The organism is Methylocella silvestris BL2 (genome assembly GCF_000021745.1).
GTDB lineage: Bacteria > Pseudomonadota > Alphaproteobacteria > Rhizobiales > Beijerinckiaceae > Methylocapsa > Methylocapsa silvestris.
The window spans coordinates 1,932,501-1,951,951 of record NC_011666.1 but is presented as its reverse complement, the minus strand read 5'-3'; the positions used below and the strand labels follow the sequence as shown (position 1 = coordinate 1,951,951).

Below are 19,451 nucleotides of genomic sequence, written 5' to 3'. Positions count from 1 at the left end.
GCCGTATGATCGTAAAAAGCGGCAATCCAAATGGTCAGGCGAAGCAGCCGCCAAATCCATATTATTATAAAAAGCGGAAGATCATGGAAGATCGAGCCGCTGCGAAGTCCTAATCCTCCCGATCGCGTCACAGGATCAAGGTGACGGAAAGATAAAAGGGGGGATACGAATGAAACGAACTGGCCCGTTCGTCCGCGTCGCATTTCGTGCGCGCCGTCTTTCCAAAAGCAGGCTGCTGCTCGGCTCTCTTTTCGCCCTCGGGCTTGTCCCCGTCGCGGGCTTCGCGGGAGGCTTGTTCGATTCCGATGATTTGCCGATCGTGCTGAAGACGCAGGGAAGCTTTATGCCGGGCGGCGCGGTTGTCACCAATCCCGGTACATTCGATCCGATCGCCCTGACCCCGGACGGGCAGACGATTCACGGCGACCATGCCTATGCCCAATATCAGGTTCCGCTCAACGCGCGGCGCTATCCGCTGGTGATGTGGCACGGCGGCGGACAGTTCACCAAGACATGGGAGACGACGCCGGACGGCAGAGACGGCTTCCAGAACATCTTCCTGCGCCAGCGCTATACCACCTATCTAATCGATCAGCCGCGCCGCGGAAACGCCGGACGCGCGACGACGAACGGAACGATCGCCGCCGTTCCCGGACCCGGACCGACGGGAGAGCAGGGAATCTTCATCCGCTTTCGTCTTGGCCTCTGGCCGAACTACTTCCCCAATGTGCAGTTCTCGCATGACCCCGAAGCTTTGAACCAATGGTGGCGGCAGCAGACGCCAGACACCGCGACGACGACCAACGATCAGGCGACCGATCCCGTCGCCGCAATGTTCAATCAGATCGGGCCCGCCGTGTTGCTGACGCACTCCGCAGGCGGGGTTCTTGGGTGGATCACGGCGACCAAGAGCAGCAATGTTCGCGGCGTTTACGCCTATGAGCCGGTGACCCAGGTGTTTCCGGAAGGACAGGTTCCGCCGCCGATTGACTCAGGCCCATTGGGTCCGATCACCGGCACGCCGATCCCGCTTTCCAGTTTCCTGAAGCTGACGAAAATCCCGATCGAAATCATCTGGGGCGACAATTTCCCGATTACCGGGCAGCCGCCGTCGAAATATCCAGATCTCGAGGTCTGGCAAGGGCGCTACACCATGGCGCAGAAATTCGTGGACCTCGTCAATAAATACGGCGGCCATGCGCATATGACCCATCTTCCCGACATCGGGATCAAGGGCAATACGCATTTCGCGATGTCGGATCTGAACAATAAACAGATCGCCGGCTTGCTCGGAAAATGGCTTCACGACAACAGGCTGGATGGCGAACAACGCGGCTGGTGACCCGTGAGGCGCTCGGTCATTGAGGGCCGAGCGCCGCTCAGCGGTTGAGCCAGCGCGCTCTTTTCCCGCTCTCGTCGAGCCGCAGCCGCAAAAGAAGCCGTTGCGCCCATGCGCACCGCCTCTTTTCCGCCATATTTCTGCTCGGGTCTTGCCTTATTCAACGACGTGACACCATTCTCTCAATGGCGCCAAGAGCTTGCTGCAAGCGCCTGATGGGAGATTGAACATGCGACGGATGATCGGCGTCTGGGCTCTACTCTGTGGCTCTATCTGCGCTGGCGCGGCGCAAGCGCGCGTCAAAATCGATGTCGATCTCAGTTCTCAGACCATGCGGGTCAATGGCGACGGCGCCGATTATGTCTGGCCGATTTCAACCGCCCGGTCGGGCTATGCGACGCCGCGCGGAAGCTATCGCGCGCAGCGCCTCGAGCGCATGCATTACTCCCGCAAATACCACATGTCGCCGATGCCCCATTCGATCTTTTTCGCCGGCGGCTATGCGATCCACGGCACCTATGCCACGGGCGACCTTGGCCGGCCGGCCTCGCATGGCTGCGTTCGCCTTGCGCCCGGCAACGCCGCGCTGCTTTTCGCTCTGGTGAAGGGACAGGGCGCCGACATCAAAATCCGCGGCTCCGCGCCCGTTTATGCGGCGCGGCGCGGGGAGGGCGGGCGCCACGCGCAGTCCCGCCATGACCGCGCGAAAGTGGCCGAAGCCTATTATTCCACGCGTGGCTTCCGCGCGCAGCGCATCATGGATTCCTGGATGGGCCACAATGAATGGGACGGCTGGAATTGACGCCGCGGCGCTTTGCCCTGAGGCCGGACCCTTGAATGCGCTAGATATCGCGGCCGTTGACGTCCAGCGATAGTTTTTCGACCGATTCCTTGAGGCCGGGCTGCGCAGGATAGACCGCGAGCGCTTTCTCGAACGCCTCCAGCGCGCGCTTGTCCAGTCCGGCGCGCTGCAGGATCACGCCCATCCCCATCAAGGCGCCGAAGTGGCGCGGCTCGAGCCGCAGCACCTTGTCGATGTCGGCCATGGCGCCGTCGGCGTCTTCGCTCATGAAGCGGACCGTCGCGCGCTCGTTCCACGCCTCCGCCCAGGCCGGCGCGATCGCCACCAGCCGGTCAAGCAATGTCAGCGCCTGCGTGTAATTCTTGGCCTCCACCGACGCCATCGCCCGCTGCATGATCAAGGCGGCCGTGTCCGATGGGGTTTGCATCCAGATCCGCTGGATCGCCGCCGCATAGAGCTGCGCCTCTTGCGGCTCGGCGGCCACGCCAAGACGCTTGAACAGATCGTCGAGGGTCCGTTGGCGCAAGACCGCGGGCTCGGGCTTCGGCGCAAGGGCCTTCTTGAGCTCTTCGGCGCGGGCCTTCTCCTTCGCCGCCTTGAGGGCGGCCTCATCCTTGGCGGGATCATGAGGTCTGGCCGCGCCGCCGCTCGGGAGGCCGCCTGCGCCGCCGCCAAAGGGCCGCCCCTGCGGCGAAAGGGTCGCGCCGTCGCGGCGGAAGTCAAACGCGCCCGGCCGATCGACCGATGGTCCGCCGGGAGTCGGTTCGTCATCGCCGAGGACGCGCCAACCGTCCGGCAGGCCGCCCGGCCATTGCTGCCGGAACGGCGCGCCGTCTTCGGCGGCCATGACACTCGTCAATGATAAAGTCGCGGCGAGCGCCGCAATTACCAGGGGAAAGGCCCGTTCAACCATTGGCGCAGGCTAATGCGCCTTCGCCAAAACGTCAAAGCGCGCGGACCCGCCGCGCGCCTTTGTGAACACCGCCTTCATCGACGCCAATTTACAAAGACATGAAAGCCTTCATAATCAGATGCTTAGCCTTGACGGGCCTTGTAGCGCTTCTGCGTCTTGTTGATGATATAGACGCGGCCCTTGCGGCGGACCAGCTGATTGTCGCGATGACGCCCGCGCAGCGATTTCAGAGAATTACGGACTTTCATCGGACCAATCCAAACGAAAACGACCGGCGTTGCAGCCGGTTCGAACAAGATGAGCGTGTCTATGCCTCATCGGCGGCGGGAGATCAACCCCGCGCAGAGCCAAACCGCAGAGACCAAGCCCCCGCCGCTCTCAGGGACCGTACAAGACCGGCTGGCACGGCGTTTGCGCGGAATTTTTCCTCCAGGGTTCGTTCCAACGGAGATTTGCGTGAGCGGCGATTTTTCTCCAGAGCAAAAGCGTTATCTCGAAGGCTTCGCCTCGGGCCTGCAGATCGCGCGTGCGGGGCGCTCGCTCAATCCGACTGGCGCGCCGGGGGCGGCGGCGCCGAGCGGCCCGGACGCGCCCCACCTCGCCGCCATGGCGCGGCAGGAGGCGCAGGGCAGGAAGCTCGCCGATCAGGAAAAATGGAAGCGCGAAGAACACCCTTTCGACGCCTTTCACCGGCTGAAGGAACAGGCCCGCCGCGACGAATTCCCCAAACCCCCGGACAATTTCCGCTGGCGCTACTATGGGCTCTTCTATGTCGCGCCCAATCAGGACGCCTATATGTGCCGGCTGCGCATCCCCAACGGGGTGGTGACGCATTGGCAACTGGCCGCGCTCTCGGACGTTGCCGACCGCTTCGCCGGGGGCTTCAGCCATGTGACGACGCGGGCCAATCTCCAGCTGCGCGAGATCCCGGCGCGGCACGCGACAAACGTCGTCGAGGCGATCCAGGATATCGGCCTTTCCTCGCGTCATTCGGGGGCGGACAATATCCGCAACGTCACCGGCGACGCCACTGCGGGCTTTGGCGTCACCGAGCTGCTCGACACGCGTCCCTATGCGCGCGAATGGCACTTCCATGTGCAGAACGAACGCGTCATGAGCGGATTGCCGCGAAAATTCAATGTCGCCTTCGATGGCGGCGGGGCCATTGCGACGCTTGAGGACACCAATGACATCGGCTTCCAGGCGGTGGAGGTTCTCCCGAGCGCGAGCGTTCCGGCCGGCGTCTATTTCCGCCTGCTTCTCGGCGGCATCAGCGGTCACAAGGATCTCGCGCGTCCGACCGGCGTCGTGCTCGATCCGGCGGAGGCGGCGAAGATCGCCAACGCCATCGTCCTCGTGTTCATCGATCGCGGCAATCGCGCCGACCGCAACAAGGCGCGGCTGAAATATGTGCTCGACGAGATGGGCTTCGACGCTTTCCTAAAACTCGTCGAGGAAAAGCTCGGTCATCCTTTGGCGCGGATCGATGAGAGTCATATCGCCCCGCGTCCGGCGCAGGACCGGCAGGCCCATATCGGCGTTCATCCGCAGCGCCAGCCGGGCCTCTCTTATATCGGCCTCGTTCTGCCGGTCGGAAAACTGACCAGCGACCAGATGCGTGAGGTCGCCGCCATCGCGAGCGGCTGCGGCGATGGCGAAATCCGGCTGACCGTCTGGCAGAATTTACTGCTTCCCGGCATCACCGAGGACAAGCTCGATGAGGCGAAATCCCGCATCGAGGCGGCAGGTCTCGAATGGCGCGCCTCCAGTCTTCGCGCGGGCCTCATCGCCTGCACCGGGTCGAAGGGCTGCCGCCTCGCCGCCGCCGACACCAAGGGGGCCGCGCAAGCCATAGCCGCCTATTGCGAGCCGCGGGTGGAGCTGGACCAACCCGTCAATATCCATGTCACTGGCTGCCATAATTCCTGCGCGCAGCATTATATTGGCGACATCGGGCTGATCGGCGCGCGCGTCGCTGAGGATCCCGACAATGAAGAGAGCGAAACGGTCGACGGCTTCAACGTCTTCGTCGGCGGCGGCTATGGCGCGGACGGCGCCATCGGCCGCGAGCTTGTGACGAACGTCAAGGCGAGCGATGCGCCGCAACTTGTCGAAAGCCTGCTCAAGGCCTATCTCGCCGAGCGCGCGTCGCCGGACCAGAGCTTCCAGCATTTCACCGCGAGCCGCTCGCTTGAAGATCTGCAATCGATGGTAAAGGGCGTCGCATGAGCCTGCATGAAGCGCCGCCGATTTCGGCTCCCCTGATTCCGGACAATGCGCCCTTTTCGCAGGAGCAGCGCGCCTGGCTCAACGGCTTTATCGCCGGCCTGATCGCCCCTGACATTGCCGCGGCGCAAGGCGCCCCGGCGTCGCCGCCCGCGCAAGCGGAAGACGAGATCACCTGGCACGATCCGTCGCTGCCGCTCGCGGAGCGCATGAAGCTCGCCGAAGACAAGCCGCTGCCCCTGAAACTGATGGCCGCCATGGCGCAGCAGGATTGCGGCCAGTGCGGCTATGATTGCCAGAAATACGCCGCCGCCATCGCCAGCGGCGAGGAAAAGCGCCTGAACCTTTGCGCGCCCGGTGAAAAGCCGACCGCGCGCATGGTGAAATCGCTGGTCGAGGGAGCCGGCGGGGAGGCTGCCCCAGCCGCGGCCGCTGCTCCGGCTGCTCTGCCAAAATCGTCAAAGCCGCTTGGTTATGCGCGGGAAAACCCGGTCATGGCGCGGTTCCTCTCCCGCGCCCGGCTCAACAAGGAAGATTCAGAAAAATCCACCTATCACATCGAATTCGATCTTTCGGAGAGCGGCCTCGACTACACGGTCGGCGACAGTTTTGGGGTGTTCCCGGCCAATGATCCGGAGCTGGTCGATCAGATTCTCGCCGCCATTCGCGCGCCAGCCGACTTCCCCATCGGCGAGGGCACGCTGCGCGAGGCGCTGATCCATGATCTGGCGCTGCATTCCGCCCCGGACGCTCTGTTCGAGCTCATCTCCTATATTGTCGGCGGCGAGCGGCGGAAGCTCGCGCGCAGCCTCGCCAAGGGCGAGGATCCGGAGGGCGACGCCTCAACGCTCGACGTTCTCGCGGCGCTTCAAAAATTTCCCGGCATCCACCCGGACCCGGAAGCTTTCGTCGAAAGCCTCGAGCCGCTGCAGCCGCGGCTCTATTCCATTTCATCCTCGCCGAAAGTCGATCCGCACAGGCTGTCGCTCACGGTCGATCATGTGCGCTATCTGATCAAGGATCGCGTGCGGCGCGGCGTCGCCTCGAGCTGGTTGGGGGAGCGCATCCAGCCTGGCGCGAGTTTCAAGGCCTATATTCAGCGCGCCCATAATTTTGCGCTGCCTTCGAGCGGGGAGACGCCAATCATCATGGTCGGACCCGGCACCGGCGTCGCGCCGTTCCGCGCCTTCCTGCATGAACGCTGCGAGACCAAGGCGACGGGCGGCGCCTGGCTGTTCTTCGGCCATCAGCGCCGCGCGGCCGATTTTTTCTATGAGGAGGAGCTGACTGGCTTTTTGGCCAACGGCGCGCTGACCAAACTGTCGCTAGCCTGGTCGCGCGATGGCGAGACAAAAACCTATGTGCAGGACAAGATGCGCGAGGAGGCTTTGAGCCTGTGGGAATGGCTCGAAAAAGGCGCCCATTTCTACATCTGCGGTGACGCCAAGCGCATGGCCGCCGACGTCGAGCGCGCCATGATGGATATCGTCGCCGAGGCGAAGGGGATCGACCAGAAAGCCGCGCAAGCTTTTGTCGCCGAGCTGAAGAAGGCAGGGCGCTATCAGGCGGATGTTTATTAAGCCCTGGCCCTCAGGCAGGCGCCGGGTCCGCCGCCCGCAACTTTCCGGCATCATACTTTGGCGCCGCTCTTTTGCCAGACTTTGCGCCTCATAAGGTCGCAAGCGCTGTTTGCGCGGGGTCTTGGATGGGGCGCGGATGCGCGGGCGTTTTTTGGTTTCGATTGCGCTTTTCATAGCGGCCGCCAGCCCCGCGAGCGCCCACCCCCATGTCTGGATCAATGGGCAGGAGAGCGTGGTTTTTAGCCCCGCCGGCGAGATCGTCGCGATCCGCCACGTCTGGGTTTTTGACGAAATGTATTCGGCCTTCGTGACCGAGGGCGCCGGCAAGAAGGGCGCGCTTTTGACCAAGGCGGACCTTGCCCCGCTGGCGAAAAGCAATGTCGAGGATCTCGCCGAATTCGATTATTTCACCCATGCCAAGGTCAAGGGCGTGAAGCTGGAGTTCCTTGAGCCGACCGATTATTCGCTCGAGGAGCGGCCGGACAAGCTCGTCGAATTGCGCTTCACCATGCCCCTGAAGCAGCCGATCGCGCCGAAGATCTTTTCGTTTCAGGTCTATGACCCGACCTATTTCGTCGCCTTCGAACTCGACAAGCAAAATCCCGTCAGCTTCGTCAATGCGCCGAAGGGATGCTCGACCAATATCGCTGGCGCCAAAAAGCTGGCGGACGATGAATCGAAGAAGCTGACCGAATCCTTTTTCAGCGGCCTGTCGCCGGGAAGCGATTTCGGCGTAAAACTCGCCTCGTCCGTCGTGGTCGCCTGTCCGTGAGGCCGCGTTGAAATTTTCCTCAAACCGCTCCTGTTGGATCCTGCTTCTCGCTTCCCTCGCGCTGCTCGCGGCGGAGCCTGCCTTCGCGCAGGGCGTGCATCACCCCTTTGCGGTCGGCGTCAATGAAGGCGCGGCGAGCGCGACCGGATTTTCCGGATGGATTTTGGCGCAGGAGAGCTGGTTCTACCGGCTGCTGTCAGGCGCCGTGCGGGCGATCAAATCGGGCGGCTCGAACGGTTTTATGCTCGCGGCGCTGAGTTTTGGCTATGGCGTATTTCATGCCGCCGGACCCGGCCACGGCAAGGCGGTGATCGCCGCCTATATGGTCGCCGACGAAAGGCAGTTCTACCGCGGCCTCGTGATCTCACTGGCGGCGGCGCTGCTCCAGGGCGTTGTCGCGGTGGCGCTGGTCGCCATCGCGTTCCTTGCCGTGGGGACGACGGCCAAACATATGACAGCCGCCGCCAATTGGATCGAAATCGCCAGTTTCACGGGCGTCGCGCTTCTCGGCGCCGTGCTGACGCTCGCCAAGGGCCGGGCGCTCTACGCCGCCTGGCGGCAGGCGCCGACGCGCGAGGCGCTGGCGGCCTTTGGGCCGCTGCAGCCGGCCGGCTTTTCCTCCGGCCATTTCGTCGCGGAAGAGGGACCGCATATCCACACGGCCGATTGCGGCCATGTCCACGGTCTCAACCCAGACGAACTCGGCGATGGGTTTTCATGGAAGAAGGCGTTGCTGACGGTCGCTGCGGCCGGCTCGCGGCCCTGTTCCGGCGCAATCCTGGTGTTGGTCTTCGCCTCGGCGCAAGGCGTGTTTCTGGCTGGCGTCGGCGCGGTGTTCGCCATGTCGCTCGGCGTCGCAATCACCACCGGCGCGCTGGCGGCGTCAGCCGTGTTCACGAAGAAGACGGCGGCGCGTCTTCTTGGCCCGGATAGCTGGCGCGGGATGTTCGCCGGGCGGCTGTTCGAGGCCGCCGCGGCCTTCGCCGTGCTGGTTTTCGGCATAGCGATGCTGGCGGCCACGCTTTCCGGCGAGAGTTTCGGTGGTTAACGGGGCGTTATTTATTCCATTCCCGCTATCAATGTATTGCAAAATCGCCGCCTAGTGTGCGGAGCCAAAAAGCGCAAATTAAGCCCCAGCAGAGTTCACAACCTGTTGGAGACTAAAATGCGTAATTCAAACAAATATGCCGCTGTTCTTGCCGCCGCTCTGATGATTGGTTCGATTGGCGCCGCCGCCGCCGGGACTCACGACTTGCCGACGCCCAAAGATTACTATGGCCTTTATCAGGGCGACGGTCGTCCGATTGCGTCTTCGCGCGCCGACCGCATCGAATATGACCTCTCCGGCACCCGCGGCCGCGTCGGCCTCGGCCAGGATCCGGTTCATCCCGAAGGCTCGGGCAATTTCTCGAACTAAATCTCTGATCTGACTGATCATCGCATCCATTGGCTGGCGCCGGACATTTCCGGCGCCAGCCAAAACGCTTGCGCCAGCGTTGGCTGTCCGAAAACTCAGATCGAGAAATCGTCTCCCGGATCAGCGAAGCTGTCGATGAAGCCGCGCCGGATTAGCTCCTTGACGATGGCGGCCGCGGCCTGTTGCGGCGTCTGGCCGTCACGGGCGACGATCATTTCGGGATTTTGCGGCGCCTCATAGCGCTGATCGACGCCGGTGAAATTCTTGATCTCGCCGGCGAGCGCCTTTTTGTAGAGGCCCTTCGGGTCGCGCGCGATGCAATCCTCGATCGGTGTGTCGACGAAAATCTCCAAGAATTCGCCGTCGTCCAGCAAATCGCGCACAAGTTGGCGTTCGGCGTTGAACGGCGAGATGAAGGAGCAAAGGACGATAAGTCCCGCATCCGTCATCAACTTGGCGACCTCCCCGACGCGGCGGATATTTTCGACGCGGTCGACCTCAGTGAAGCCGAGATTCTTGTTGAGCCCGTGGCGGATATTGTCGCCGTCGAGCAGGATGGTGCGCATGCCATGCGCATAAAGCCAGGACTCGACGAGATTGGAGATGGTGGATTTGCCCGAGCCCGAAAGCCCCGTGAACCACAACACCGCCGGCTTCTGATTGTTCAGCCGCGCGCGGTCGAGCTTGCCGATGCTGAGCCCATGCCGATGAATATTGGTGGCGCGGCGCAGGCCAAAAGAGATCAGGCCGGCGGCCGCGGTGGCGTTGGTCGCGCGGTCGATCAGAATGAACGAACCGGTGGTGTGATTGTCTGTGTAAGGGTCGAAGGCGATCGGCGTCGCTGTCGCCAGATTGCAGACGCCGACTTCGTTAAGGCTCAGGGTGCGCGCCGGGAGCTCGCCGAGCGTGTTGACGTCGATGCGGTGCTTCAGCTCCGTCACCGTGACGGGAACGGTTTTCGCGCCGCTCTTCAAGAGATAGGAGCGGCCGGGCATGAGCTTGTCTTCGCTCATCCAGATGAGATGGGCGGCGAATTGATCGGACACCTCCGGCCGGCTTTTGGCGTCGGAGAGAAGATCGCCGCGCGCGATGTCGAGTTCGTCTTCAAGCGTCAGGGTGACGGCCTCGCCCGCGCCGGCGCTGGCAAGATCGCCGTCGGCGGCGACGATGCGCGCGACCTTCGAGATCTTGCCGGAACCGGCGACGACGATTTCATCGCCCGGCCGCACCGAACCGCTGGCGATCGTCCCGGCGAAGCCGCGAAAGTCGAGATGGGGCCGGTTCACCCATTGCACGGGAAAGCGGAACGGTTTTGCGCTCTGGTCTTCCTCGACGTCGACTGTCTCGAGGAAGGAGAGCAGCGCCGGCCCCTTGTGCCAAGGCGTGTTGGAGCTTTTTTCCGAGACATTGTCGCCATGGCGGGCGGAGATCGGGATCGGCGTGATCGAGGCGAAGCCGAGCGTCGCGGCGAAAGCCTTGAAGTCGGCGACGATCTTGTGGAACCCCGCCTCGTCGAAGCCGGTGAGGTCGATCTTGTTCACGGCCAGCACGACATGTTTGATGCCGATTAGCGAGACGATGGCGGCGTGACGGCAGGTCTGGGTGAGCAGCCCCTTGCGGGCGTCGACGAGCAGAATGGCGAGGCTGGCGCTTGAGGCGGCGGTCGCCATGTTGCGCGTATATTGCTCATGGCCGGGGGTGTCGGCGATGATGAAGGCGCGGCGCGGCGTCGAGACATAGCGATAGGCGACGTCGATGGTGATGCCCTGCTCGCGTTCGGCCTCGAGGCCGTCGACGAGAAGGGCGAAGTCGATGTCGTCGCCGGTCGTGCCGTGCCGCTTCGAGTCCCGCTCGAGAGCGGCGAACTGATCGTCGAAGATGAGGCTCTGTTCAAACAGCAGGCGTCCGATCAGCGTCGACTTGCCGTCATCGACGGAGCCGCAAGTGATCAGCCGCAAGGTTGGCGGCGGCGCGGCGTCAGACGGCTCCGCTTGCGCCGACAGTCCGCCCGACGACGCGGCGGCGACCGATTCCAGCATCAGAAATATCCCTCGCGCTTCTTCTTCTCCATGGATCCCGATTCATCGTGATCGATCAACCGTCCTTCGCGCTCCGACATGGTGGAGGCGCGCATCTCCGCGAGAATCTCGGGCAGCGTCGAAGCCTCGGAGCGCATCGCGCCGGTCAGCGGATAGCAGCCGAGGGTGCGAAAGCGGACCTTTTCCATGCGCGGCGTTTCGCCAGGCAGCAGCGGCAGCCGGTCGTCGTCGACCATGATCAGCGCTCCGCCGCGCTCGACCACGGGGCGCTCCTTGGCAAGATAAAGGGGAACGATCGGCACCCCTTCGGCGGCGATATAGTCCCACACGTCGATCTCGGTCCAGTTCGACAGAGGAAAGACCCGCATGGACTCGCCCGGTTTAATTCTGGTGTTGAAGATGTTCCACAGTTCCGGGCGCTGGTTGCGCGGATCCCAGGCGTGGGCCGCGGAGCGATGCGAGAAAATGCGCTCCTTGGCGCGGCTTTTTTCCTCGTCGCGGCGCGCGCCGCCGAATGCTGCGTCGAATTTCCATTTGTCGAGCGCCTGGCGCAGCCCCTCCGTCTTCATCACCTGCGTATGCACCGATGAACCGGAGGCGACGGGCGACACGCCGCGCCGGACGCCGTCTTCGTTAATATGGACAAGCAGGTCCATGCCGACCCGAGCGGCCATCTGGTCGCGGAACGCAATCATTTCCTGGAACTTCCACGTCGTGTCGACGTGAAGCAGCGGGAAAGGCGGCTTCGCGGGGAAGAATGCTTTCTGGGCGACATGCAGCATGACGCCCGAATCCTTGCCGATCGAATAGAGCATCACCGGCCGTTCGAATTCCGCCGCCACCTCGCGCATGATAAAGATCGCCTCGGCTTCGAGACGGCGCAGATGGGGGGAGAGGGCAGATTTCACGTGTGTATCCTGTGATACATTGGAATTTACGTCTTTGATGATGTCAATATAAGGCGGCGCCCGCTTTTGCAAACGGGACGGCGCGACGCGCGACGATCAGCCGCCGTCAAAAACGCAACCGGGGCGCAACGCCGGGCTTGAGCTGCAGCGGCAGACCGGCGCAAATCTGCACCACGGCGCCGCAAGCTTCGGCGAGCGCCTGATTAAGCGTCCCTTGCGCGTCGCGGAAGGCGCGGGCGAGCGCATTTTCGGGGACGATTCCGCCGCCCACCTCATTTGACACGAAAATGCACGGTCCTTCGAGGCGGGCGAGGCTTGCGGCGAGTTCGGCTGTCGCCGCCGCGCAGTCGGCGTCCCGCAGCAAGAGGTTGCTCAGCCACAGCGTGGCGCAGTCGATGAGAACGATCCGGCCGGGGCGGGCCTCCCGCAGCAGCGCGGCGACGAGAGCGATCGGCTCTTCCACCAGCGTCCAGCCTGGCCCGCGCTCGGCGGCGTGCCGGGCGATGCGCGCCCGCATTTCCGCGTCATGGGCCTCGGCGGTGGCGATGATGACCGGCCGCGCGCCCGAGCTTTCCGCGAGTTTTTGCGCATAGCGGCTCTTGCCGGACCGGGCGCCGCCGAGAACGAGTAGGCTTCTCGTCGGCGGCTCGGTCGGCGTCATGGGCGAGGGGCCGGCTTCAGGTGCGCCAGGGATGGTCGGGCAGTTCGCTGACGCCGAGCACGGCGACGCCCGCCTGCGCGACGATATTGTCGTTTTCGACCGAACTGCCGCTCACCCCGATAGCGCCGACGAGCACGCCTTCCTCATCGACGATCGGCAGTCCGCCCGGAAAGGTGATCAGCCCGTCGTTCGAATGCTCGATGCCGAACAGAGACCCGCCGGGCTGCGAAAGCTGTCCGATCGCGCCGGTCGGCATGCCGAAATAGAGCGCGGTCTTGGCCTTCTTGATCGAAATGTCGATGCTGCCGACCCAGGCGTCGTCCATGCGATAGAACGCCTTGAGATTGGCGCCCGAATCGACGACCGCGATGCACATTTGCGTCTTGGTTTCGACGGCCTTCTTGCGCGCCGCCTCGATGGCGGCTTCGGCGTGGGCGATCGTGACGTGCATGGGATGCCTCTTTGAAAGATCTCGTTGCGCCTGCCCGCAGACCCCGCGCCGTGAAGCGCGGCTTTATCTCGGACGTCTTTGAGATAGCGGTTGCTCGCTGGCAAAGCTAGATGCGGGCGACGAAGCCTGGCTTCGTTTCAGCCGGGCGCCTTTGCGGCTGAGGCAGACGGGCAATCCGATTCCCTTCGGGATCGTCATGCCTTAGCATTCCCGCGAAAATCTCGAGGCGACGTGTGGCAGGCATTGGATCGGGCGAAATGAGGCCGTCTTTGATGGAATTTTATCTGCGCGCCGCCTGTCTCGCCTTGGCTCTTTGCGCCGCTTGGGCCGCTCCCTCCGCGGCGGCCGAGCCGCAGCGGCTCAATCTCTTGAGCTGGGGCGACTATTTTGACCCGAAAGCGCTCGAGGAATTTACCGCCGAAACCGGAATCGTCATCGCCTATGACGTCTATTCGTCGACGCAAACGCTCGAGGCCAAACTGCGCGGCAAGACGGATTACGACGTCGCCGTCGCGCCTGGCCCCTCGCTGCAGGCCCTCATCGCGGGAGGCGGTCTGCGCAAGCTCGACAAGGCGAAGCTCTCCTATGCGCAGGGCGTGGCGCCGGAGGTGGCGGCGCGGCTCGCCGTGTTCGATCCGGGCAATCAATATGGGGTCCCCTATCTTTGGTTCACCAACGGCCTCGCCTTCGACGTGGATAAAGCCCGCGCCGCGGGAGGGCCGGCCGCCTTCGATCCCGCCTCATGGGATGTTGCGTTTCGACCTGAGCGGCTTTCGGCCTTTGCCGATTGCGGCGTCTCAATCTCGGATAGCCCGAGCGAGCTCTTTCCGGTGGCGTTGCGCTATTTGCGCCTCAATCCGGCGTCGCGGAACGAGGCCGAGCTAAGGCGGGCCGGCGATTTCCTCAGCGCCATGCGGCGGACGATCGGTAAATTCGGCGATTCGGATTATGCCGCGGGGCTCGCCAATGGCGAGATTTGCCTCGCTGTGGGATCGAGCCTCGCCAGCCTGCAAGCGCGGGCGCGGGCGCGCGAGGCCGAAAACGGCGTCGACATCGGCTACGCCCTTCCGAAGGAAGGCGCCCTCATGTCGATCGACGCTCTGGCGATCCCGCTATCAGCGCCGCATCCAGAGGCGGCTCTCGCTTTCATTAATTTTATGCTGCGGCCGGAGATCGCCGCGCGCAACACCAACGCCACCAATCTGGCCAATAGCGTGCCCGCCTCACGGCCATGGATCGCCAAGGACATCGCCGGCAATAAAGCGATCTATCCGGACCCCGACCTGATGGGGCGCCTCTTCTCCGCGCCCAATCCCGACGCGGCGACGCAAAAGTTCATTGCGCGCGAGTGGGCGAGAGTGAAGACGGGGAAATATCCGTAAGAACGGCCAGAGCGGTTCGACATGCCGCCGCAGTTTCAAACCTTGGCGAATTGCGTCCTGATCAGCCCGACGATGGCTGTGACTATTGCGCCGCTGACGCCGCCGCCGACCGCTTGCCCGAGCAGGACTCCGATGTCGACGCCGCCGGCGCCCGAGAGCGCCGGAATGAGCGCCGAGAGAAGCTGGCCGCCGAGGCCGCCGCCAATCGCGCCGCTGATCGTGCTGCCGACCTGGCCTAAGCCGAAGTCCTTGAACTTCGACAAAAGATTTCCGCCAGCGCCGCCGGCGATAACCTGGATAAGGAAACTGATGATTGCCCCGGACATGTTGTTCCTCCGATTGGGCAGCTTTTTGCCAGCTGCTTTGGGGCGGCGATTTGACCCCACCGTCAAGCTGATCCATCGCCAGAGCGAAAGCAATGCACGAAGGCGGCGGCGCGCCGGCAATTTTTGGTGTTTTGGGCGAGCGGAAGAACGGCAGGCCGGGCGGATGTGGGGGCGCTCATCCGTTCAGACGGCACCGCAATATAGAGCCGGGGGATAATGGGGATGAAAGCGAGCAAGCGGCTCATTTTTCGCTCAAATCGCGATCGCCGCCGCCGTCGTTTGGCCGTCTTGGGGCGGCGGGCGTCATTTTTTCCCGAGAGGCCGTGTTGACAAGCGATTGGGGGTCGCCATATAAGCCCTTCATTGGGAGCGGCGCTGCTTATGTGGCGGGCGCGGATTTCGTTTCTCGGGACAGTCTCGGGTTTTGCTTCCCTGGTCTGGGTTACGACCGGGGCGGTTAGCGTTGTCTGCGTTTTGGGTCTGTCTGACCTGATCTGGTTTCCGGCTTTGGCGATGCGGTTCTTTTGAGGCTTCGGTCTTTGGGGGTTGCGTCGCTGGGATGAAGGCCTTGCGGTCTTCATTGGCGGATGGGGCTGCTGCGCGAGCGGGGCCGTATTTGCGAGGCGGGGCGCGGATTTGGGCTTGGGATCTGGCCTTGCTTCTTGATCTATTGGCGGCGGCCTTCTTGCGCTCATTGGGTCTTTTATGATCTAATGATCGTTTGCGGTCGCGTGGGGCCGGTGGTCAGGGATGGCGCCTTCGGGCGGTTTTCATGATCGGGCCTTGCGGCGAAGATCTGCTGTTTGACAATTGAATCGGAAGAAAGAGAAACGTGGACGGCGGGGTCCTTGCGGGGCGCGCGCGTTTGTCGGGAGGGTTTCCTTCTCGGCTTATGGCGGCGCCCAATGAGATAACTCTGGCGGTCACGTTATCAAGTTCATCGTGTCTTGCGGTCTTTTGGGGGCTTTGCCTTTGATGGATCGGCGGACAGATGTGCTTGGGACTCGTCAAAAGACGATCCTTCGCCGTGAGGCGACTGGATTGTCGAGTATAAAGTGACCAGCCGGGTGACAAATTCTCATCTACAACTTGAGAGTTTGATCCTGGCTCAGAACGAACGCTGGCGGCAGGCCTAACACATGCAAGTCGAACGCTGTAGCAATACAGAGTGGCAGACGGGTGAGTAACACGTGGGAACATACCCTTCGGTTCGGAACAACTCAGGGAAACTTGAGCTAATACCGGATACGCCCTTTGGGGGAAAGATTTATCGCCGAAGGATTGGCCCGCGTCTGATTAGCTAGTTGGCGGGGTAATGGCCCACCAAGGCGACGATCAGTAGCTGGTCTGAGAGGATGATCAGCCACATTGGGACTGAGACACGGCCCAAACTCCTACGGGAGGCAGCAGTGGGGAATATTGGACAATGGGCGCAAGCCTGATCCAGCCATGCCGCGTGAGTGATGAAGGCCTTAGGGTTGTAAAGCTCTTTTACCTGGGAAGATAATGACGGTACCAGGAGAATAAGCCCCGGCTAACTTCGTGCCAGCAGCCGCGGTAATACGAAGGGGGCTAGCGTTGTTCGGATTTACTGGGCGTAAAGCGCACGTAGGCGGATCTTTAAGTCAGGGGTGAAATCCCGGGGCTCAACCTCGGAACTGCCTTTGATACTGGGGATCTCGAGTCCGGGAGAGGTGAGCGGAACTGCGAGTGTAGAGGTGAAATTCGTAGATATTCGCAAGAACACCAGTGGCGAAGGCGGCTCACTGGCCCGGTACTGACGCTGAGGTGCGAAAGCGTGGGGAGCAAACAGGATTAGATACCCTGGTAGTCCACGCCGTAAACGATGGATGCTAGCCGTTAGGCAGCTTGCTGCTTAGTGGCGCAGTTAACGCTTTAAGCATCCCGCCTGGGGAGTACGGTCGCAAGATTAAAACTCAAAGGAATTGACGGGGGCCCGCACAAGCGGTGGAGCATGTGGTTTAATTCGAAGCAACGCGCAGAACCTTACCAGCTCTTGACATGTCCGGTTTGGTTTCCAGAGATGGATTCCTTCAGTTAGGCTGGCCGGAACACAGGTGCTGCATGGCTGTCGTCAGCTCGTGTCGTGAGATGTTGGGTTAAGTCCCGCAACGAGCGCAACCCTCGCCCTTAGTTGCCATCATTTAGTTGGGCACTCTAGGGGGACTGCCGGTGATAAGCCGAGAGGAAGGTGGGGATGACGTCAAGTCCTCATGGCCCTTACGGGCTGGGCTACACACGTGCTACAATGGCGGTGACAGTGGGATGCTAAGGGGCGACCCCTCGCAAATCTCAAAAAGCCGTCTCAGTTCGGATTGCGCTCTGCAACTCGAGCGCATGAAGGTGGAATCGCTAGTAATCGTAGATCAGAACGCTACGGTGAATACGTTCCCGGGCCTTGTACACACCGCCCGTCACACCATGGGAGTTGGTTCTACCCGAAGGCGTTTTCTTAACCGCAAGGAGAGAGGCGACCACGGTAGGGTCAGCGACTGGGGTGAAGTCGTAACAAGGTAGCCGTAGGGGAACCTGCGGCTGGATCACCTCCTTTCTAAGGATGATCCTCAAGTCGCCTGACATTCGTTTGGCGCTATTGGATCTCTTCAGAACACACGGCCTAAATCAGGGCCGATTATGCGGGACTTCGCCGCCTTCGTTTCTCTTTCTTCCAGGACGAGCCCGCGCGGGCTCTAAGCCTCGTTCGGCCTTGGGCCGGGCGCGCGCCTGCGCAATGGTTCTTGCGCAAGGTCTAGCGCCTTGGCGCGCGAACAGGCTTGGAGAACAGGCTTTGGGCTTGTAGCTCAGTTGGTTAGAGCGCGCGCTTGATAAGCGTGAGGTCGGAAGTTCAAGTCTTCCCAGGCCCACCATTCTTGTTAAGCAAATCCCTCGCATCAGCTCGGCGTCGCGTTCGCTCCTAGCAAAACCTTCGGTTTTGTGGCGCAAACGATGTTGCAAGTGACGTTGATCGAGCATCGGCGCCAATTCTGTCATGCGCCTCCCGGCGCGCAGCGCCGCAAGGCCGACCGGCCGCCGCGCCTGATGGCGCGAAAAGCCTAAGCGGGCGGACGCCCGCGCCGGCGTCTGAGGCTAAGGAAAAAACCCTTAGTCTCGCGCGGAGCGCAAGACTAAGGGGCCATAGCTCAGTTGGGAGAGCGCGTGCTTTGCAAGCATGAGGTCGTCGGTTCGATCCCGTCTGGCTCCACCAGATTTTGGGGATCCGGCGGCTGTGCCGAAGCCAGGCTTTCCCGCAAGATCCCGCTGCAGCCACTGCTGCAGGTCTCCCCGCAACGCGGGTCGAGATCGCGGCGATAAGGTTCGTCCAGAGAAAAGTTTCGCTCCTTCCGCGCGTCGCGCAGCCCTTTGGGTTTGCGGCGTCCGGTTTGGGCGGGTTTGATTTACATCGTGAAGAGGAAATGCATCCGGTCGGCTTTCGAGCCGCCGCATGATCGCGCCAGGATCCTTGATCTGGCGTCTCGCAAGAGACGCTGGTCTGCAAGGGTCTGATGGCCTGATCTTGCGGCTGGTTTTTGAGCCGGGCGTACAGTCAGTGAGCGAGCTTGACCGCTTCGCTCCCGGGTGCGTTTGAAGCAAACTGGTCTTTAATATCAAGATCGCGCCCTTTGATCCCTTCGGGGATCTTGCTGCTGGCGCATGATCTGGAAAATTTGCCGATTTTCCGGATAAATCATGCGCTGTAGACGATTGGCGGTGGGCGTCGATAATGAGAGCGATCAAGTGTCTTAAGAGTATCCGGTGGATGCCTTGGCGCTGAGAGGCGAAGAAGGACGTGGTACGCTGCGATAAGTCATGGGGAGCCGCGAACAGGCTTTGATCCGTGAATTTCCGAATGGGGAAACCCACCTTCGATCTCTGTTATTCCAAAGGTTCTGTTTCGATGCGCACAGCATCGGAAGGGATTCGAGCTGGGCGGCCCGCGCTGATGCGCGGTTTGCCCAAAGGCTCGGCTTTTGGATTAGCAGAGGTCAAAAGAAGGTATTTGTTTCTGAATACATAGGAAACAAAGGCTAACCCGGGGAACTGAAACATCTAAGTACCCGGAGGAAAGGACATCAACGAGACTCCGTTAGTAGTGGCGAGCGAACGCGGACCAGGCCAGCGCTTCTGTATTTTTAACCGGAACCGATTGGAAAATCGGGCCTTAGTGGGTGAGAGCCCCGTACGGATTTCGAGATGCAGAAGACTTGAGTAGGGCGGGACACGTGAAATCCTGTCTGAACATGGGGAGACCACTCTCCAAGCCTAAGTACTCCTCAGCGACCGATAGCGAACTAGTACCGTGAGGGAAAGGTGAAAAGCACCCCGACGAGGGGAGTGAAATAGTCCCTGAAACCGGATACTTACAAACAGTAGGAGCCCAAGATCCGTTCTGGGTGACTACGTACCTTTTGTATAATGGGTCAGCGACTTAATCTGACGAGCGAGCTTAAGCCGATAGGCGCAGGCGCAGCGAAAGCGAGTCTTAATAGGGCGTTCAGTTCGTCGGATTAGACCCGAAACCTAGTGATCTAGCCATGAGCAGGTTGAAGGTGCGGTAACACGCACTGGAGGACCGAACGGGTGTCTGTTGAAAAAGACTCCGATGACTTGTGGTTA

At 61.9% G+C, this 19,451-nt stretch carries 15 protein-coding genes, 2 tRNA genes and 2 rRNA genes (1 of these 19 only partly in view); 12 read left to right on the top strand and 7 right to left on the bottom strand.

Going from position 1 to position 19,451, the window contains the following annotated elements:
• Window positions 1–169 precede the first annotated feature (169 nt).
• Entirely contained in the window at window positions 170–1,342 is a 1,173-nt protein-coding gene (locus tag MSIL_RS09125; RefSeq protein WP_012590805.1) for an alpha/beta hydrolase, read from the top strand.
• Window positions 1,343–1,568: 226 nt separating this feature from the next.
• Window positions 1,569–2,141: a L,D-transpeptidase gene (locus MSIL_RS09120; protein WP_012590804.1), complete on the top strand. Its 573-nt coding sequence runs from the start codon at window positions 1,569–1,571 to the stop codon at window positions 2,139–2,141.
• Window positions 2,142–2,181: 40 nt separating this feature from the next.
• On the opposite strand, the gene MSIL_RS20130 is transcribed toward MSIL_RS09120, so the two are convergent.
• Both MSIL_RS20130 and ykgO read right to left on the bottom strand, forming a co-directional pair.
• Complete coding sequence (locus tag MSIL_RS20130) at window positions 2,182–2,988, bottom strand: tetratricopeptide repeat protein (protein WP_049768133.1); 807 nt, start codon at window positions 2,986–2,988, stop codon at window positions 2,182–2,184.
• A 188-nt stretch (window positions 2,989–3,176) separates the two neighbouring features.
• Window positions 3,177–3,302, bottom strand: a complete 126-nt coding sequence (gene ykgO, locus MSIL_RS09110; protein WP_012590802.1) for a type B 50S ribosomal protein L36 — start codon at window positions 3,300–3,302, stop codon at window positions 3,177–3,179.
• A 208-nt stretch (window positions 3,303–3,510) separates the two neighbouring features.
• On the opposite strand from ykgO, the gene MSIL_RS09105 reads away from it, so the two are divergent.
• The 5 genes from MSIL_RS09105 (at window position 3,511) to MSIL_RS09085 (ending at window position 9,049) form a co-directional block, all read left to right on the top strand.
• Window positions 3,511–5,283, top strand: coding sequence for a NirA family protein (locus tag MSIL_RS09105; protein WP_012590801.1), 1,773 nt, complete (start codon window positions 3,511–3,513; stop codon window positions 5,281–5,283).
• Window positions 5,280–6,860: a sulfite reductase subunit alpha gene (locus MSIL_RS09100; protein WP_012590800.1), complete on the top strand. Its 1,581-nt coding sequence runs from the start codon at window positions 5,280–5,282 to the stop codon at window positions 6,858–6,860. The genes MSIL_RS09105 and MSIL_RS09100 overlap by 4 nt, the downstream gene beginning before the upstream one ends.
• Window positions 6,861–6,996: 136 nt before the next feature.
• The gene (locus MSIL_RS09095; protein ID WP_012590799.1) at window positions 6,997–7,632 is read left to right on the top strand and encodes a DUF1007 family protein; all 636 of its coding nucleotides are present in this window, start codon (window positions 6,997–6,999) and stop codon (window positions 7,630–7,632) included.
• Between the two features lie 7 nt (window positions 7,633–7,639).
• On the top strand, window positions 7,640–8,680 hold the full coding sequence (locus MSIL_RS09090) for a nickel/cobalt transporter (RefSeq protein ID WP_012590798.1): 1,041 nt from the start codon (window positions 7,640–7,642) through the stop codon (window positions 8,678–8,680).
• A 117-nt stretch (window positions 8,681–8,797) separates the two neighbouring features.
• Window positions 8,798–9,049: a hypothetical protein gene (locus MSIL_RS09085; RefSeq protein ID WP_012590797.1), complete on the top strand. Its 252-nt coding sequence runs from the start codon at window positions 8,798–8,800 to the stop codon at window positions 9,047–9,049.
• A 95-nt stretch (window positions 9,050–9,144) separates the two neighbouring features.
• On the opposite strand, the gene cysN is transcribed toward MSIL_RS09085, so the two are convergent.
• From cysN to MSIL_RS09065, 4 genes are all read right to left on the bottom strand, one after another.
• The gene (cysN, locus tag MSIL_RS09080; RefSeq protein WP_012590796.1) at window positions 9,145–11,088 is read right to left on the bottom strand and encodes a sulfate adenylyltransferase subunit CysN; all 1,944 of its coding nucleotides are present in this window, start codon (window positions 11,086–11,088) and stop codon (window positions 9,145–9,147) included.
• A complete protein-coding gene (gene cysD / locus MSIL_RS09075) occupies window positions 11,088–11,996 on the bottom strand; it encodes a sulfate adenylyltransferase subunit CysD (protein WP_012590795.1) in 909 nt (302 codons plus the stop codon). Before cysD ends, cysN begins: the two co-directional genes overlap by 1 nt.
• Window positions 11,997–12,102: 106 nt before the next feature.
• The gene (cobU, locus tag MSIL_RS09070; protein ID WP_012590794.1) at window positions 12,103–12,657 is read right to left on the bottom strand and encodes a bifunctional adenosylcobinamide kinase/adenosylcobinamide-phosphate guanylyltransferase; all 555 of its coding nucleotides are present in this window, start codon (window positions 12,655–12,657) and stop codon (window positions 12,103–12,105) included.
• A 16-nt stretch (window positions 12,658–12,673) separates the two neighbouring features.
• Window positions 12,674–13,108 carry a GlcG/HbpS family heme-binding protein gene (locus MSIL_RS09065; RefSeq protein WP_012590793.1) on the bottom strand — a complete coding sequence of 145 codons (435 nt, stop codon included), beginning with the start codon at window positions 13,106–13,108 and terminating at the stop codon, window positions 12,674–12,676.
• A 272-nt stretch (window positions 13,109–13,380) separates the two neighbouring features.
• Here MSIL_RS09065 and MSIL_RS09060 point away from each other — a divergent pair, with 272 nt between their 5' ends.
• Window positions 13,381–14,490 (top strand): extracellular solute-binding protein, encoded by a 1,110-nt coding sequence (locus tag MSIL_RS09060; RefSeq protein ID WP_012590792.1) that lies wholly within the window; start codon window positions 13,381–13,383, stop codon window positions 14,488–14,490.
• A 35-nt stretch (window positions 14,491–14,525) separates the two neighbouring features.
• Here the strand turns inward: MSIL_RS09060 and MSIL_RS09055 are convergent, their stop codons facing one another.
• On the bottom strand, window positions 14,526–14,816 hold the full coding sequence (locus MSIL_RS09055) for a hypothetical protein (protein ID WP_012590791.1): 291 nt from the start codon (window positions 14,814–14,816) through the stop codon (window positions 14,526–14,528).
• 1,085 nt (window positions 14,817–15,901) lie between these two features.
• On the opposite strand from MSIL_RS09055, the gene MSIL_RS09050 reads away from it, so the two are divergent.
• The 4 genes from MSIL_RS09050 to MSIL_RS09035 form a co-directional block, all read left to right on the top strand.
• Window positions 15,902–17,388, top strand: a 16S ribosomal RNA gene (locus MSIL_RS09050).
• Window positions 17,389–17,627: 239 nt separating this feature from the next.
• Window positions 17,628–17,704 (top strand) — tRNA-Ile (locus tag MSIL_RS09045).
• Window positions 17,705–17,966: 262 nt separating this feature from the next.
• A tRNA-Ala gene (locus MSIL_RS09040) sits at window positions 17,967–18,042 on the top strand.
• Between the two features lie 524 nt (window positions 18,043–18,566).
• Window positions 18,567–19,451 (top strand): 23S ribosomal RNA (locus MSIL_RS09035) (it continues 1,988 nt past the right edge of the window).
• Together the 16S and 23S rRNA genes with 2 tRNA genes alongside form the textbook arrangement of a ribosomal RNA operon.

Excerpts from the sequence above, each read along its gene's own strand:
- MSIL_RS09125 (WP_012590805.1), top strand. The coding sequence starts at position 170 with ATGAAACGAACTGGCCCGTTCGTCCGCGTCGCATTTCGTGCGCGCCGT.
- MSIL_RS09120 (WP_012590804.1), top strand. The coding sequence starts at position 1,569 with ATGCGACGGATGATCGGCGTCTGGGCTCTACTCTGTGGCTCTATCTGC.
- MSIL_RS20130 (WP_049768133.1), bottom strand. The coding sequence starts at position 2,988 with ATGGCCGCCGAAGACGGCGCGCCGTTCCGGCAGCAATGGCCGGGCGGC.
- ykgO (WP_012590802.1), bottom strand. The coding sequence starts at position 3,302 with ATGAAAGTCCGTAATTCTCTGAAATCGCTGCGCGGGCGTCATCGCGAC.
- MSIL_RS09100 (WP_012590800.1), top strand. The coding sequence starts at position 5,280 with ATGAGCCTGCATGAAGCGCCGCCGATTTCGGCTCCCCTGATTCCGGAC.
- MSIL_RS09095 (WP_012590799.1), top strand. The coding sequence starts at position 6,997 with ATGCGCGGGCGTTTTTTGGTTTCGATTGCGCTTTTCATAGCGGCCGCC.
- MSIL_RS09085 (WP_012590797.1), top strand. The coding sequence starts at position 8,798 with ATGCGTAATTCAAACAAATATGCCGCTGTTCTTGCCGCCGCTCTGATG.
- cysN (WP_012590796.1), bottom strand. The coding sequence starts at position 11,088 with ATGCTGGAATCGGTCGCCGCCGCGTCGTCGGGCGGACTGTCGGCGCAA.
- cobU (WP_012590794.1), bottom strand. The coding sequence starts at position 12,657 with ATGACGCCGACCGAGCCGCCGACGAGAAGCCTACTCGTTCTCGGCGGC.
- MSIL_RS09065 (WP_012590793.1), bottom strand. The coding sequence starts at position 13,108 with ATGCACGTCACGATCGCCCACGCCGAAGCCGCCATCGAGGCGGCGCGC.
- MSIL_RS09060 (WP_012590792.1), top strand. The coding sequence starts at position 13,381 with ATGGAATTTTATCTGCGCGCCGCCTGTCTCGCCTTGGCTCTTTGCGCC.
- MSIL_RS09055 (WP_012590791.1), bottom strand. The coding sequence starts at position 14,816 with ATGTCCGGGGCAATCATCAGTTTCCTTATCCAGGTTATCGCCGGCGGC.